A 16,808-nucleotide genomic window follows, 5' to 3' on the forward strand; every position below is an offset into this window, starting at 1 on the left:
CCAGAATATTCGCTCGGAACTGATCTCCGCCCGAATAAGAGGCGCCTCGATATTGCCCTGACCGCAAGTTCGTGAGGATCGTCGGGGACGAAATTCGTCTACGGGCCTGCCGCGTTCACGCCCGATCAAGATGCCCCCTTCGGACGTCGCCTACTTGCGACCGCAGGGCTGGCCCGTCCTACTTGCATGATCCTGCGGACGGGTGCCGCCGCGCACTTTGCTGCGGCGCACACAAGGCCCATTTATCGATTGTCTGAGGAGACGCCCATCGGGACCCACCAGCAACGAGGGATCTATCGATGGCCACCACGACGATTAATCACGCCCTCTCCGCGCCTGAAGCGGAAGGAGCCAACCTGTTTGAGACCGTCAGGACCTACTGGGTCATGGCCGGCGCCGCGTTCCGTTGTGCCGCCTCGGTCGAGAGCGGATACCGGCCACAGGAGCGCGACCTGACGCTCCTCGGTATCGAGGGCATCATGCCCTTGACCAAGCAGATCGGGCGCTGAGCTAACCTTGCCGGACCGTGCGAAGGCACGCGTCCGGCCCGGCTGTCCTTCGGGGGCGGCCAAGAGTTACGGTGACCGGTGGCGACAAGAGCCGGTCGATGGTCTTGAGCATACGAGCTTGGACCTTGGCGCCGGAAAGTTGGTAGTGGGATCACACTCCCTTCGAATCCCTCGAGGCCAGCATCATGAACCGGCCGTCGCAACTCACCTTCGGTCTCCTACTCACCGGGCTTGCGGGCTACATCGATGCGATAGGCTTCATCCAGCTCAGCGGGCTCTACACATCGTTCATGAGCGGGAACACGACGCAGATGGGGGTGTCTATTTCTCGGGGCGCGATCGACCATGTCGTGATGCCGGCGGTTCTGATCGCCACCTTCCTGCTTGGCTCGACCATCGCCAGCGGCCTGTCCATCGTGACGCCCGCGCCCTGGAAGACGACCGCTGTGCTGACCTACGAGGCGATCATCGTGTTCGGCGCCTTCGCGCTTGGGCTTCAGCTTCCCGACCTCGGATTGGCATCTTTCTTCCTGGCACTTGCCATGGGTGCGCAGAACGCCGTTCTGGGTTCTGTCCAGGGCTTCCGCGCGGGAACGACGTTCATCACTGGAGCACTGTTCAGCCTCGGGCAGAAGATCGCTGCAGCTTTTACCGGGACGGGGCCGGGTCTCGGCTGGATCGGCGATGCTGCGGTTTGGTTGGCCCTGCTGATCGGCGCCATTATCGGGGCCGTGGTCTACAGCTCAATCGAGATCTTCGCGCTGGTTCTTCCGGCAGGCGTTACCGCCTGCCTCGCGTTGACGGCAGCGCTTTTTGCAAGGGGAAATCGGGTCGAGGCGTGAAGGCTGGTGCAATGGCGCGTGCACCTAAGCGACGGCATCCGCCTGCGTACCATTGTCGTTCAGCAGAAGTCGGAGCGACCCGCAACATTCGACTGACCGCGACCACCCGTTGAACACTGGCGGCTTGGCCGAGTAGCTGAGGTAGCTGCGGGCGACTGGCTTTATTCCGACTCCCAGCCGCCCGGGCGAGCACCTGACGATGCTCCGGTAAGGCTGGCTCGTCGGCGAGGGGGTGGCGTTGATCGGTCTCGACCCAACTGGCTATGGCAAGCACAGTCGGTACTGGGCGGCGGCCGACCTGTTCAATTAGCGAACCAGCAACCTGCGGGCCTGGCAACGGCTGCTGGGACATACGAAACTGGTATACACGCTGCGCTACCTTGGCATTGAGGCGGATGCGCACTGGTGGTGGTGTCCGAGCAGACCGACAACTCACGTGCAAAGCAGCGGCCCCGCAGGTCGCCGCACCCGGTTCCTCGCTTTCAAAGAAGGAGCACAACGCAGCAGTTCGGGTCTGGTCGAGAGGAGACGGTCCGCTTGCAGCTAAGCGGTGCAAGACATCAAACGCTCGCTTCGGAGCTGCTAGAACGGGAGGAGCCGCCGAAAGCGGGCAATGTTCACGAGCGCGACGAGAGACGAGGCCACGTAAGTCAGGGCCGCGGCGCGCAGCACGGTGCGGGCGCCAGGCATGTCCCGTGCGTCAAGGAACCGACCCGACTCCAGGATGGGCAAAGCCCGGCGAAAGCTCGCATCGAGCTCGACGGGCAGCGTCAGGAGGTGGAATACGAGGCGAACGCCGAGGAGCGCGATGCCGACACCCACCTGCAGGGCGAGCAGGACAGGCGACTTGATGAAGACAAGTACCACTGGAGCGGTCAACATCACCATGCCCGCGGCGAACTCGAAGCCCCGCACGAGCGGAGCGAACCTCACCCGCGCCGCGAGGAGCCGGTTCCCTGCCGCGTGCTGAAGCGCGTGGGAGACCTCGTGCGCCGCAACCGCGACCGCCGTGATCGAGCGGCCGTCATAGTTCCTCGGTGACAGCCGCACGACGTTCGCGACCGGGTCGAAGTGGTCGGTTGGCGCGATCTCGACGGGAACGTGCTCCAGCCGCGACAAGTCGAGCAGATGGCGCGCGAGCTCGCCTCCGGTCCCTGGCAGGTCCGGCCTCTCGGCGGCGTGTTGCTGCATCGCCCGACGCACCCACCACTGGGGGCCGAATACGAGGGCGAATAGGAGGGAGGCGCTAAGCGCCAGCAGGACGGGCACCGCGGTTATGTAGGCGCGCAGCCGTTTCCGTGGAAGCAGGGCGCTTCACTTCGCCTCCGGTGCCTGTCCCCGCACCAGCGAGAAAGCCGCAGTTGCGGACTATCAGGCAGATCCGCCCACGATTGCCACGTGTCTGCCGTCGATAGCCTGGCTTCAGGGAAACGTTCTCAAGGAAGTTCGCGAGGGCGAAATGGACGACAAGGGGGTCGGCGAAGCTGCACCCGATCAAGAAGGGTGGGCCGTCGTCCTGTCATCAGCCTGGCAGACGCATCACGCCACCCGCGGGCGATGAAGCCCCGGTCTCCCGAGGACCCTGAGGCTCACGCCGCCTGGGCCATGTCCGCCTGCATGGCACAAAGGTAGACCGCCGTGCGGGAGGCCGCGCTTGCTGCGGTGAAGATCGCCTTGGAGCCGGACCGGACGAGCTTGAGCCACCATGCCTAGCAGCTCGCGTGCGTGGGGTGCGGCTCGGCTTTCAGGCCATTCGTGCCCGACTGCCTGTCCAGATTTCGGCGTCGAACGAAGACGCCGATGTCCTCGCCGGCCTTCTCGCGGACGACGAACCTGCTGGGTCCGGGCCTGTCGTGCCGCCTCTTCCGGAAAGCCCAAGCGGTGCCTCGCGGACGAACGGATGCGCGAAAGCGTTCTCGCGCGGATTACGGGCGACGTGGCGGACGCCGTTACGTCCTACGCCCTAATGGATGATCTCGGGCATGGCCCGAGGTATCGGGCCAGAGCTGAGAACCGACTCATACGCTCGGTCAAGGTACGGTGATGAGCGCCGCCGGAGTGGCCGTGATCGGGTCACCAGGTGGATGGCGGGATCCCGTTTGCGATCGATCTCGGTCGAACCCCCACATGGCCCCGTGCCGCAGCCGAGCACCCTGCCGGAGCCTTTTCGAACGGAATCTCTTCCGTTGAACTTGCCCCGGATGCGGCGCCAACGAGAAAGGGCTCCCTCGCGGGAGCCCCTTTTTCTCTAACCATTCCGGTGAGTTGGAATGGTGGGCGCGACAGGGATCGAACCTGTGACCCCTACCATGTCAAGGTAGTGCTCTCCCGCTGAGCTACGCGCCCGAACCGGAGCGATCCGCCCCGGCGAGGTGCGGCCTATAGCTTCTGCCCGGCGGCCATGCAAGCCGAAGCGGACGCGTCCGGCGACATTATTGTGCGATGGCGGTCTTCATGTGCGGTGATTGACCTGCTGGCGCCAATCCGCAAGCGGGGTTTAGCCGCCACGCTGTATCCGCTGCCAAAGTGCGCTATGGCCTCGCGCAACGGGCGTCCAGGCTCAGGCCATCGCTCGTTGCACGAGTTCATCCCGGTGGGAGAGGCCCGTGTATCTCGACGGACGATGCGATCGGTCAGCGGTGAGGAATGCGGTTCTACGTCGATTACGATCAGGGTCACGCCGTGAGGGGTTGGGTCGTCCCCGACAATCCCCTCGCGATCAGCCACGTTGCGGTCGTCATGGATGGGGTTCGGGTGGGTGAGATCCCGGCGAGGATCACTGACGGTCAGATCAAGAGCTACGGTTGGCACTCGACGGGCCAATGTTGCTTCCTCGTCGAGGAGCAGGAGTTTCCTGGGCTATCGGAAGCTCGCCGCCTGGAGATCCTCGACGTCGAGACGAACATTCTCGTATACCGCCGCGCGCCGCATGGCGGAATGGTCCAGCGAAGGGTCGTGCTCATCAACACGAGCATCAACCCGGAAGCAGCCATCCAGGCGACGATGTTTGACCATTTCCAGCAGAGCTATTTCGGGATCGGTCGTTTCCCGGAGGAGATCTGCCGCGTCCTTTTTGAAGGCCCCTGGCTCACCTCGTCCTTCCACTCGGGTGCGATCATAATCCCTCGCTACGAAGGCTACCTTCAGGACGAAGCCACGCTGACGACGCTGCTGGTCCATGATCCCTTCGTCGAGATGGCGACACGCCTGCTCTGGCTCCAGTCGCGTTCATCCGTCGCAGCCGACCCGTCGCAGCAATGGCGTCTCGGACCGCTCGCCGAGGCGGCCGAGTTCATGGGAGAGTTCGATCTCGCCGATCCCAAGGCGCTGAAGCGGCTGTTCCGGATGCTGCCGGAGGGCGCCTATCATCTCCTCTACAACCCGCTGACCCGGCAATGCGGAACAAGGCTGCCCGACGACCGGCTCCACCCGGGCAATTCAATCGTGGCGATCGAGGTGCTGTCGCGGATCGGAATCGTCGGTCATCGCAGCTACTTCAAGGCCTTCGTGACGACCCTGTTCGATCAGCTCAACATCGCTGCGCCGATTCCGGACCCCGATTCCATTCCTGCGCCGGTCCTAGCTCTGGCCGAACGCTTGAAGGCTCTGAAGGCGGCGCAAGAAATGCTGGTCTTCGATATCGCCATGTCGGATGCGGTGCTTTCTGCCGTCTCCAAGGGTTGGACCGCCTCGTGAAGGAAACCGGGACCTTCGGCACTGACATTCCAGCCATCCGGATGTCCGCCGGCCTGTTGCGAAGCCAATCGCTCCCCGTGACGCGCGACGGTGCCGCCCTCTGGATCGACCTCGGCGATCGGCGACTTTCCGGCGCGTGGGTCACGATCCGGTTTCGAGACCTCGGCAGTGCCGGCGTCGGCCGCGTGCTCCTCGACGCCGTCGCGGCCGGGTCCGACGCCCCGGTCATACACAACCTCCCCGAGGAGGCGCTCGGCAACGACGTCTTCGGATGGACGGGGCGATTGCCGGAGCAACTGGTCGGGATCCGCTTGGCACCGCTCTCGCGCATCCAGCCGGTGGCGATCAGCGAGGTGGTGATAGGCCGGCGCAGCCGCCCTTCGCTGGTGAGTCAGGCCTTCCTGCGCCAGCCCAGTCTGACCGCGCGAGCCGTCTATTGGCGCTGCTTCGGCCTTAAGGTTCGAGCGCGAGGCTTCCTCGCCCGCGCCCTCGGCCATCGTGGCGAGACCGGTTATCGCGACTGGATCCGACAGTTCGATGCGCCTTCAGCCGCCGAAAAATCGCGCATCCGGGCCGAGGTCGAGGGCTGGAATGCCCCGCCGCTGATCTCCGTCGTCATGCCGGTCTACAATCCGGCACCCAAGGTGTTGGCCGCAGCGTTGCGCTCCGTCCAGAGCCAGATCTATCCGCACTGGGAACTCTGCATCGCCGACGATGCCTCGACCGATCCGGCCATACCCCGGCTCCTGTCCAGGGAAGCCGCGCGTGATCCGCGGATACGCCTGACCCGTCGCGCCGAGAACGGTCATATCGCCCGCGCGACGAACGATGCGGTCGCGATGGCGACGGGGACGCATGTCGCCTTCCTCGATCACGACGACGTCCTGGCCGAGACAGCGCTTTATCATATCGCTGCGGCTTTACATTCGGACCGGGCATTGGATCTCATCTATTCGGATGAGGACAAGATCGACGTGCGTGGCCGACGCTTCGATCCTCACTTCAAATCGGACTACAACCGCGAACTGCTCTACTCACAAAACTACATCAACCATCTCACCGTGGTTCGACGCAGCCTGGTGCGTGATCTCGGCGGCCTCCGGCCGGGCTTCGAGGGTAGCCAGGATCACGACCTGCTCTTGCGACTCTCGCGCGAGCTCGAACCTGCGAAAGTCCGCCACATCCCGAAGGTGCTGTATCATTGGCGGGCAGCGAGTGGTTCCGGCACTTTTTCGGATCGCGCGCTCGCTCAAGCGGAAGCGGCAAGGCTCCAGTCCCTCTCCGAGGTCGTGGGGCCGGCGGGTGCACGGGCCGAGCGGGGCCTCTTCGGGTTCAACCGTCTGGTGCGGCCGATCCCGGACCCGGCGCCCCTGGTCTCCATCGTCATTCCCACAAGGGATCGGGCCGAACTCCTCGCCATCGTCCTCGATGGCCTCTTCGAGAAGACGGCCTATGAACCGATCGAGGTCGTGGTGGTCGATAACGACAGCCGCGAACCGGCGACGAGCAGTCTCTTCGCGGCGTATCGCAATGAACCACGCTTCCGCGTGGTGTCGGTCGTCGGCGCCTTCAACTTCTCCGACCTGTCGAACAGAGGAGCGCAGGCCGCCAAGGGTTCGGTCCTCCTGTTCCTCAACAACGACGTCGAAGTCGTCGATTCCGGCTGGCTGCGCGAGCTCGTCTCGATCGCCATCGAACCCGAAGTCGGGGCAGTCGGCGCCAAGCTCCTGTATCCCGACGGGACGCTCCAGCATGGCGGGATCGTCCTCGGCATCGGTGGCGTCGCCGGGCACAGTCATCTCGGACTCGCCGGCGACGAGCCGGGCTACTTCGCCCGTATGGCGGTCGCCCAGGAGGTCTCTGGGGTCACGGGCGCGTGCCTCGCGATGCGGGCCGATGTGTTCAAAAAGGTCGGAGGCTTCGATGCGGTCGATCTCGCCGTCGCCTTCAACGACGTCGATTTGTGTCTCAGAGTGCGCCGCGCCGGCTACCGGATCATCTGGACACCGTATGCGCGGCTTATCCACCACGAATCGAAGAGCCGCGGACCCGAGGATACTCCTGAGAAACGGGCGCGGTTCGAGGCCGAGACACGTGTCATGCGCGAGCGCTGGGAACCAGAGTTGCGGGCCGACCCCTTCTATAATCCCAATTTGTCGCGTCGCTCGGCGCATTTCCGCCTGTGAAAAGCGAGTTTTCGGTGGTGACGCTGCGTCGCAACATCGCGGCAGCGGCGAGAGCTCTCATCCGATCGTGGCCGACCCATTGCTTCAAGCTTGGCCAAACGATTGGAGTATGCCGCAAAATCGCCGCACCAAGGCGTAGTATCAGCCTCAAGCGTGGCTCATCGACCGGCACATCGCATCACAACGTCCGGGCTCAGGACAGAATTCCCAACTGACGAGCGAGTTCCGGTCTTTTGCTCTTGGAGTCCAGAGAGCATGCTATGCACTGCCTACACGATCTCGCACTGGTCCCATGAAGGCATAATCGCAGTACAACCAGTCCCGCTCCGCATGGCTGTGGTGAATGTGGCCATATCTTGATGTCGATGTGGTTGAAATCTGGGCTTCACATAAGATGGTGCCAGCGAATTATTGCGAAGCTGGCCTTAAGCAGTGGTGAATACGGGTCACAGGTCGTCAATTTCCTGCCGCCCGGGTCGAAGCCATTCGGCTGACGGGTTGGACAGCGCCTTAGACCCATACTAAGGGTGAAGCCGACTGCCGACCCTGATGCGGTCGGGTTTGTTCCCCGTTCAAGAGCGTGTGCGAATCGAACGTGACACAACGTACAGACATCGCGATCATCGGCCGGTCCTGCCGCCTGCCTGGCGCTCCGAGCGTCGAAGGGCTCTGGCAGCTCCTCACCGAAGCCCGATGCGCGGTCAGCCGCATTCCAGAAGATCGTTGGGCCCTCGATCGCTTCGGCCATCCGCGTGCTCAGGAACGTGGCAAGAGCTATACCTGGTCCGCGGGCGTGCTCGACGAGATTTGGTCGTTCGACCCGGCCGTGTTCGGCATCTCGCCGCGCGAAGCCGAGCAGATGGATCCGCAGCAGCGACTGCTGCTCGAACTGACGTGGGAAGCGCTCGAGGATGCTGGCCTCCGTCCTTCTGGGGTGGCGGGGACCGGTATCGGCGTCTTCGTCGGGGCTTCGTCCTTGGACTACGGCAACCTGCGCATTCTCGACGCAGCGTCGGGTGATGCCTATGCCGCTACCGGCAATACGCTTTCGATCCTCTCGAACCGCATCTCCTACATCTATGACCTGAAAGGCCCGAGCTTCACGGTCGACACGGCCTGTTCATCATCCCTCGTCGCCCTCGATACCGCCGTCGCGGCGATCGCGAGCGGCCGGATCGACACGGCGGTCGTCGCAGGCGTCAACCTGCTGGCGAGCCCGTTCAACTTCATCTGCTTCTCCAACGCCCAGATGTTGTCGCGGCGGGGATTGTGCAGTGCGTTCTCTGCGCAGGCCGATGGCTACGTCCGCTCCGAGGGCGGTGTTGTTCTGGTGCTTCGCTCGGCTAAGGCCGCCGCGCGGGACGGCAACACCGTACGCGGGGTGATTGCCGCTAGCGGCGTGAACTCCGATGGCCGCACGACCGGCATCTCCTTGCCGTCGGGCTATGCGCAAGGCGCGTTGCTGGAAGCCGTCTACCGGGACGCCGAGATCGACCTCGACAGCGTGGTCTTCGTCGAGGCCCACGGCACCGGCACGCAGGTCGGCGATCCCATCGAGGCCAGCGCCATTGGGGGTCGGCTCGGCCGTCCTCGCAAGGCACCTCTGCCGATCGGTTCGATCAAGAGCAATATCGGCCATACCGAGCCGGTCTCAGGCCTTGCCGGCTTGCTCAAGGCGAGCCTCGCCCTCGAGAACGACCTACTACCGCCCACGCTCCACGCCGAAGAACTCAACCCGGACATCCCGTTCGACGCGCTGAAGCTCGCCGTCGCTACGAAAGCGATGAAACTCCCGCGCGGGCGCCGGGAACGTTTCGCTGGCGTAAACTCTTTCGGCTTCGGCGGCACCAACGCACATGTCGTTCTCACGGACCCGGCACCCGTTGCGGCGGTAGCCGCCGCGACGCGCACGCCCGAGATGCTGATGATCTCGGCCCAGAGCCGGGCTGCCCTCAACGAACTCGCCCTCGATTACGCAGACAGGCTTTCCACGGCAAAACCGGCCGAGACCGGCCGTGTCGCCGCCGCCGCCGCGCATCGGCGCGAGCGGCTTTCCGCCCGCGCGGCTTTCCGCCTCGACGCCGGCCTACCGGAAGCCCTGCGCGCGGTGGCAGAGGGCGAGCACCACGACTCGGCCGTCGTCGGCACCGCCGTGGATAGGGCCGCCGACGTCGCCTTCGTCTATTCCGGCAATGGCAGCCAATGGGCAGGCATGGGTCAGGAAGCCTATGCCGAGAATCCGGTCTTTCGCGACAGCTTCGACCGTATAGATACGTTGTTCTCGGGGTTCTCGGGATGGTCGCTGAAGGAAGCGCTCTTCGCCGACGATCTGGAGGAGCGACTGATCCAGACACGAATCTCGCAGCCGCTGATCTTCGCGATCTCCAGCGCCTCGACCACCGCCCTTCGGGCTGCGGGCCTGCATCCTAAATACGTGCTCGGTCACAGTGTCGGCGAGATCGCCGCGGCGGAAGCTGCGGGAATCCTCAGCCTCGAACAGGCAGTTCGGGTCATCTTCTATCGCAGCCTCCATCAGGAGACGACGCGCGGCCTCGGTACCATGGCGGTTCTGCTGGCGCCTGTGGAGGAGATTGAGCTCTTCCTCAAGGATTATCCGACCCTCGACATCGCTGCCTATAACAGCCCGAAGGCGGTGACGGTGGCAGGTCCGGTCGCAGCTATCGACGCGGCGATGAAGGCCCTCGCGCGCAAGCGCCGCCGCGGTCGGAAGCTCGATCTTGAATACCCCTTTCACGGCCGGTTGATGAATCCGACTGAGAAGCCGCTCCTGCGCGACCTTGCCGGTCTCAAGCCGCATGACGGCACCACCGCGATGGTCTCGACGGTCACCGGTGGCGTTCTGCCGGGCGAGAATTTCGGCGCCGGCTACTGGTGGCGGAACATCCGCGAGCCGGTGCGCTTCAACGAAGCCGTTCAGGAAGCGACCCGACAGGGCGCCCGCGTCTTCGTCGAGGTCGGACCGCGCGCTTCGCTGCTGTCGCATATCGGCGACGCGGTCGAGGCTCTCGGTATCGAGATCGCCACCGTCGGCGTGATGAATCGCAAACCGGCCGGCGGAGATCCGATTGCCCGCGCCATGGCACTTTCTCTCGTTCAGGGCGCCGCCGTCGACGAGCCGGCGGTGTTCGGCGAGAATCCGAAAGGCGAGGTTTCGCTGCCCTTTTATCCCTGGCAGCGCAGGTCATTCCGGCTCTCGGAGACAACGGAAGGCGTCGGCGGCCTCAGCGTGCGCAACTTCCATCCCCTCGCCGGTTCGCGAGTCACGCCGGATGGGCTCGAATGGCATGGTCATGTCGACGTCGCGACAGTACCCGAGCTCGACGATCACCGCATCGAAGGGCAGGCGATCCTTCCAGGCGCCGCATTCGTGGAGATGGCGCTCAGTGTTGCCCGCGAGGCGACACGCAGCGACACCGTGGTTCTCGCCGAGCTCGAGATCCAGTCGCCGATGGTCTTCGGCGAGGATGCCTTGCGTGAGGTCATCGTTCGCCTTTCAGGCAGCGGCAACCACATCCAGATCCTCAGCCGTCCGCGCCTGACGCAATCGCCCTGGCAGCTTCACGCCTCGGCCAAGATCGTCGATGGCGATTACGCCATGCCGGCGCCGGTCGAAATCCACGTACCGATCGACCATGCCGTATCGGGGGCCGAGCTCTATCGTCGTGCCGGGGCTTCGGGCCTGGGCTTCGGGCCGAGCTTCCAACAGGTTGCGCACAGCGCCCGGATCGACGAGACGACAATCGTCTCCGAACTGCTCCCGGCCGAGGCCGACACGCGCTTCGCCCTGGTGCCTGCGCGACTGGATTCCTGTTTCCACGGCCTCATCCTGCTTTTCGCGGATCTTCTCGGGGAGGATTCGAACAAGGCCTACGTGCCGATCCGCTTCGGCGAGATCAGGCTTGTGAAGCCTGGCGCTGTCATCGCACGGGCCAAGATTCACACCCGGCGCTGCAACGAGCGCAGCATCTTGGCGGACTTCACCCTGGTGGATGCCGAGGGCGAGGTCATCGCCACGATCCGCGAAGGCCGCTTCCAGGCCCTTCGAGCCAAGGGCGGCAACGATCTGGCCGCCTACGCCATCGCCCAGCGCGCCGAACTCGCCACCGAGCCCACCGCCGTTGCTCTCGCGCGCCAGCCCGGCATCGCAGACGGCGTGAGGCCGCACGCCAAATCCGCACGCGCCGCACCCGACTCGCCACTGGCCCCGGGACATCTCCTTCTGGAAGGCTGGGCGACATCCCTCGCCTACCGCCTCGCCGAAGGTCTGCAACGCGCCGGCACCGTGGCCGTGGACGAGCGTGTTCCGGAAGCGATGCGTCCCTGGGTCTACAACGCGCTCTTCGCACTCGAGAGCAGCGGCCTCGCGACCCTCGACGGCGACCGTTGGACGTTGCGCAAGGACGTCTCCCTGCCCGCTCCGGACGAGATCATGCGGTGGATCGCGGCGGACCATCCGGAATTGTCGGCTGAGTTGGTGCTGATCGCCGATATCGGCGCCGTGGTGAGCCGTCTCAGCGGCGGCGACCTCGTTGCCGCGCCGACGCTGTCTCAAAACGCGCTCGACGCATTCACCCTCCGCAGCGCCACCGCTCGCGCTTCCGCGGACGTGGTGACCGGCATCGTCTCCGCAGGTCGGGACCGCCTTCCGCGCGATCGTGCTCTCCGATTCCTGCAGGTTGGCTTCGGCCCGCTCTCGGCGCAGGTCTCGGCCTTCGCGGATGGGATCGAAGCGCAGCTCACCGTGTTCGAGGCCGACCGCCGCCTCGCCGAGCGCGCCCGTCTCGCCCTTCCTCGCGGCGTCACCATCGTCGAGGATCCGGGCGAACTGCCGCTGGGCGGTTTCGACGCTCTCCTAGCCAGCGACGTTCTCCACCGCAGCGATCGCGGTCTGCTCAATCGTCTTGCCGAGACGCTTGCCAGTGGTGGCCTGCTTCTGGCTGTGGAACCTGCGGCTTCGCTGTTCCGCGATCTCGTCTTCGGCTTGATCCCCGGCTGGTTCGAGACCGGCTCTGCTGCCTCGCAGATGCCGGTGGGCCGCCTCGACGACATCACCGGCTGGCAGCGCTCGCTGAGCGATACCGGCCTCGTGCGCGTCGCCGTCGACCGTGCCGTTTCGGCAAACGGCGACGACCTGCTGCTGTTGGCGGAGGCGCCTCCTCGCCCCCGTCCTGCCGCCGGACAGAGCTTCGCCTTCGTCATCGGCTCGCACGACGCGTTCGCAGCCGAGACCGCGTCGTCGCTGGCGACCCTGCTGGTCGCGAGTGGCGTGCATGTCTCCATCATCCTCGACTCCGAGCAATCGCTGCTCGAACTCGAGCGCGAGACGCCGGATACCGTCGTGTTCCTGGCCGGAGCCTTCGGGCGCAGCGGTACGGATGCCGACCGCCTGCGCGACCGCTGCCTCAGCCTCAAGCGCTGCGTCGAACATCTTGGCAGCCGGCAGACGCGGCTCTGGGTGATCTGTCCCGGCGCCACCAGGGACGGCTCCGAGGAAGGCAGTTCCGTCGAGACCGGCGTCTGGGCCTTCACCCGAACCCTCGCGAACGAGGTTGCCAACCTCGACGTCCGCCGCATCGACCTGTCTCCGTGGAGCTCATCGAAGCGCTCGGCCGAGCGCCTGCGCGACTTGATCCTGTCGGGCACTACCGAGACAGAGATCATCCTCGACGACGATCGCACCCGCGTGATCCGCTTCACGCCCGGCCAAGCGGCGCGTCGCCACGGTGCCGATGCGGTGCCGGCGGAGGCCGCGCGTCTGGAGCGCAGCAATGCCGGCGGCCTCAACGAGATGGAGTGGGGCCCGGCCGAGCGCCGCGCGCCCGGACCCGGCGAGGTCGAGATCGCCGTCGAGGCGACCGGTCTGAACTTCCGCGACGTCCTCTGGGCGCTGTCGATGCTGCCCGAGGAGATCTTGGAGGACGGCTTCGCTGGTCCTCGGCTCGGTTTAGAAGTCGCCGGCAAGGTGGTCGCGGTCGGAACCGGCGTACGCGCCTTCAAGGTGGGCGACCCGGTCGTCGCCTTCGCACAATCGGGTTTTGCGACCCATATCGTCGCCCCCGAGCAGGTAGTGGCGCCGAGTCCGCGTGGACTCGACCCGCAAGCTGCCGCCACCGTGCCGGTGGCCTTCCTCACCGCCTATTACAGCCTCGTGACCTGTGCCCGACTCCGTCGTGGGGAGTGGGTTCTCGTCCATGGCGGCGCTGGCGGCGTCGGTCTGGCAGCCTTGCAAATCGCCAAGCTGAAGGGTGCGCGTGTCATCGCCACGGCGGGTTCGCGTGAGAAGCGGGCGCTGGTGAAGGCGCTGGGCGCCGAACATGTGCTCGATTCGCGTTCGCTCTCCTTCGTCGACGAGGTCCGTCGCATCACCGGCGACGGTGTCGGCGTCGTGCTCAACAGCCTGTTCGGCGAGGCGATGGAGCGAAGCCTCAACGTCCTGAAGCCGTTCGGCCGCTTTATCGAGCTCGGCAAGCGCGACTACGTCGTGAACACTCATATCGGCCTGCGCCCATTCCGCCGGAACCTGTCTTATTTCGGTGTCGACCTCGATCAGGTGCTTCAGCACCAGGGCGAGGACGGCGCTCGGCTGTTCCGTGAAGTGATGGCGCTGTTCAAGGAAGGCGGCCTGAAGCCGCTTCCGTTCCAGCCTTTCACGGCCAACGAGGTCTCCGACGCATTCCGGCTGATGCAGCAATCGGGGCATATCGGTAAGATCGTGATTGCGCCGCCGAAGGCCGGCACCGTGATGATCCAGAAGACGACGCCGTTCACGGTCTCGCCGGACGGCGTCCACCTCATCACCGGTGGCCTCGGCGGTTTCGGCATCGAGGCGGCGAACTGGCTGGCCGCTCGCGGCGCCCGGCACCTCGTCCTCCTCGGCCGCAACGGAGCGGCCAGCGACGAGGCGAAGGCCGCCGTCGCCGCCCTCGAACGGCAAGGCGTGACCGTCGAGGCGAGAGCCTGCGACATCACCAGCCGCTCGTCGATCGAGGATATCATCGCTGGGATCGAGGCGGACGGTGGCCGGCTCGCCGGAATCATCCACGGCGCCATGGTCCTACAGGACGGTCTGATCGCCAATGTCGATGCCGACGCCCTCGATGCTGTCATCCGCCCGAAGGTGATCGGTGCCGAGCATCTCGATGCCGTCACGCGCGGCCGGCAGCTCGACTACTTCGTGCTGTTCTCCTCCGCGACGACGTTCATCGGCAATCCCGGACAGGGCGCCTACGTCGCCGCCAATGGCTACATGGAAGGCCTAGCCCGTCAGCGCCGTCGCCTGGGATTGCCGGCCCTGGCCGTTGCCTGGGGAGCCATCGGCGATGTCGGCGTCCTTGCCCGCAACCGCGCCGTGATGGAGACCCTGGCCGGGCGCGTCGGCGTGACGCCGATGGAGGCTCGCCGCTGCCTCGACCTCATGGCCGAGGCCCTGGAGAACCAGGGCCGCGATCCTGACGATGCGGTGGTGGCGATCGCCGCGATGCATTGGGGCAAGGCGCGCGAGCGCCTCGCCACCATGCGCTCGCCGAGCTATGCCGAACTCGGCTCCGACCAGCAGATGGAGGCGGGCTCCGTCGCGGCGATCAACATCGGCGCACTTCTCAAGACCCAGGACATCGACAGCGTCCGCAAGATCATCGCCGACGCTATCGTAGAGGACATCGCCCGTATTCTTCGCCTGCCGAAGGACGATATCAGCCGCGTGCGCCAGCTATCGGAGATTGGCCTCGACTCGCTGATGGGAGTCGAACTAGGTGCAAGCTTGCAAGAGCGATTTGCTCTCGATGCACCGCCCTCAGGCGTTTCGTCCGGCCTTACCGTCAACGAGTTGACCGAGACGCTGATCCAATCCGTCTCGGCTCCGGTCGATGAAGCGACGGCGGCGGTTCTGAGCCTCGCTCAGCGCCATGCCGGCGGAACGATCGACGCCAGCACGCTGCAGCCTTTCAATACGCTGGTGGAAGAGAACAGCCAGGACATCAAAGAGATTCTCATATGACCGATACGGCCAGACCCGATGGCGGCCGCGCAGCTCTCGCGGGCTTCGTCACCAACAGGCTTGGACGCAACGCGAACGCCGCGCGCCCTGCCACCAAGCCGAGCGACAAGGGCTCGGGTGACGCGGCGGTCCAGCGCTTCGAGTCGCTGCCTGGCTATCGCGAACTGAAGTTGCAGCGTTCGGCCGCGAACCTCATCGGCCTCGGCAATCCCTTTTTCCGAGTCCACGATACCCGGGCGGGAGCAACCACCCGGATCGACGGACGGAGCTTCATCAACTTCTCGTCCTACGATTATCTCGGTCTCAACGGCCATCCCGACCTCAACGACGCCGCCCGCCGGGCAATCGACGAATTCGGGACCTCGGCTTCGGCGAGCCGCATCGTCGCCGGTGAGCGTCCTGGTCATCTATCGCTCGAGCGGGCGCTGGCGAGCCACTACGAGACCGCTGCTTGCGTGGTCATGGTGAGCGGGCACGCCACCAACGTCACCACAATCGGCGCCCTGATGGAACCAGGCGACGTGATCTATCACGACGCCCTCATCCACAACAGCGTGGTCACCGGCGCGCAACTCTCCGGCGCGCAGCGGCGTTCCTTCGCTCATAACGACCTCGACGCCCTTGAGACCCTTCTCGGCGCGACGCGGCACGAACACCGCCGTGCCATGATCGTGGTGGAGGGCCTCTACAGCATGGACGGCGACGCGCCTGACCTGGTGGGTCTCGTCGCTTTGAAGGAGCGGTTCAATGCTTGGCTGATGGTCGACGACGCCCACGGCCTCGGCGTCCTCGGAGCGACCGGCGTCGGCCTCGCCGAGCATTGCGGCGTTCCATCGAACTCCGTCGACATCTGGATGGGGACGCTGTCGAAGACGCTCTCCACCTGCGGCGGCTACGTCGCAGGACCGGCGGCCCTGATCGAGTACCTGAAATGCACCGCGGGCGGGTTCCTGTATAGCGTCGGCCTGTCTCCGCCCCTCGCAGCTGCGGCCGAGGCGGCCCTGGCTTTGATGCATGCAGAACCTGAGCGGGTCGAAAGGCTTCGCCAGAATGGGCAGCTCTTCCTCGCCTGCGCCAAGAAGCAAGGTCTCGATACCGGGACCAGCCTCGGCCTCGCAGTCATCCCGGTCATCGTCGGCGACTCTCTGAAATCGGTGACGCTGTCGGACCGCCTGTTCAAACGCGGCATCAATGTACAGCCGATCATCCATCCGGCAGTGCCGGAACGCGCATCGCGTCTTCGCTTCTTCATGACCTCCGAGCATACGCCCGAGCAGATCCGCGAGACCGTGGCCGCAGTTGCGGAGGAACTCGGCGAGATCGAGAAGGGCGGCTCGTTGATAGAACGCCTGATGGCCAAGCGCGGCGGCTGATACGTAGCAGGTCCAAGATTCCGAAAGGCCTCCGGCAGAACCGGAGGCCTTTTTCGTTTCTACCTCACGCCGGAATAGACCGCGGCGCCCGCGGTGATCGGCCCGGTGACCGTCGAGAACACGGAGAGGACTTTTTGGACTTCGGTGAAGGGAGCGTTTGAGACGTAGACGAGGTCGCGGTTCCG

7 protein-coding genes, 1 tRNA gene and 1 pseudogene are annotated in these 16,808 nt (G+C 65.2%); 6 read left to right on the forward strand and 3 right to left on the reverse strand.

Annotation, left to right across the window (positions count from 1 at the left end):
• Nucleotides 1–299 precede the first annotated feature (299 nt).
• Nucleotides 300–509: a hypothetical protein gene (locus K2Y56_RS24030; RefSeq protein ID WP_292513910.1), complete on the forward strand. Its 210-nt coding sequence runs from the start codon at nt 300–302 to the stop codon at nt 507–509.
• A 185-nt stretch (nt 510–694) separates the two neighbouring features.
• Nucleotides 695–1,351, forward strand: coding sequence for a YoaK family protein (locus tag K2Y56_RS24035; RefSeq protein WP_292513913.1), 657 nt, complete (start codon nt 695–697; stop codon nt 1,349–1,351).
• A 582-nt stretch (nt 1,352–1,933) separates the two neighbouring features.
• On the opposite strand, the gene K2Y56_RS24040 is transcribed toward K2Y56_RS24035, so the two are convergent.
• Both K2Y56_RS24040 and K2Y56_RS24045 read right to left on the reverse strand, forming a co-directional pair.
• Nucleotides 1,934–2,620 (reverse strand): zinc metallopeptidase, encoded by a 687-nt coding sequence (locus tag K2Y56_RS24040; RefSeq protein WP_292513916.1) that lies wholly within the window; start codon nt 2,618–2,620, stop codon nt 1,934–1,936.
• A 1,002-nt stretch (nt 2,621–3,622) separates the two neighbouring features.
• Nucleotides 3,623–3,697 (reverse strand) — tRNA-Val (locus K2Y56_RS24045).
• 300 nt (nt 3,698–3,997) lie between these two features.
• Here K2Y56_RS24045 and K2Y56_RS24050 point away from each other — a divergent pair.
• The 4 genes from K2Y56_RS24050 to K2Y56_RS24065 all read left to right on the forward strand — a co-directional run bounded on the left by K2Y56_RS24050 (nt 3,998) and on the right by K2Y56_RS24065 (nt 16,623).
• Entirely contained in the window at nt 3,998–5,047 is a 1,050-nt protein-coding gene (locus K2Y56_RS24050; protein WP_292513919.1) for a hypothetical protein, read from the forward strand.
• Between the two features lie 41 nt (nt 5,048–5,088).
• Nucleotides 5,089–7,233 carry a glycosyltransferase family 2 protein gene (locus K2Y56_RS24055; protein WP_292513928.1) on the forward strand — a complete coding sequence of 715 codons (2,145 nt, stop codon included), beginning with the start codon at nt 5,089–5,091 and terminating at the stop codon, nt 7,231–7,233.
• A 595-nt stretch (nt 7,234–7,828) separates the two neighbouring features.
• Nucleotides 7,829–15,250 carry a type I polyketide synthase gene (locus K2Y56_RS24060; RefSeq protein WP_292513922.1) on the forward strand — a complete coding sequence of 2,474 codons (7,422 nt, stop codon included), beginning with the start codon at nt 7,829–7,831 and terminating at the stop codon, nt 15,248–15,250.
• Nucleotides 15,247–16,623 carry an aminotransferase class I/II-fold pyridoxal phosphate-dependent enzyme gene (locus K2Y56_RS24065; RefSeq protein WP_292513925.1) on the forward strand — a complete coding sequence of 459 codons (1,377 nt, stop codon included), beginning with the start codon at nt 15,247–15,249 and terminating at the stop codon, nt 16,621–16,623. The genes K2Y56_RS24060 and K2Y56_RS24065 overlap by 4 nt, the downstream gene beginning before the upstream one ends.
• Before the next feature lie 59 nt (nt 16,624–16,682).
• Here K2Y56_RS24065 and K2Y56_RS24070 read toward each other — a convergent pair.
• Nucleotides 16,683–16,808 (reverse strand): annotated as a pseudogene (locus tag K2Y56_RS24070) (sugar transporter); the annotation flags it as partial.

This window comes from Methylobacterium sp. (assembly GCF_019745455.1).
Classification (GTDB): domain Bacteria; phylum Pseudomonadota; class Alphaproteobacteria; order Rhizobiales; family Beijerinckiaceae; genus Methylobacterium.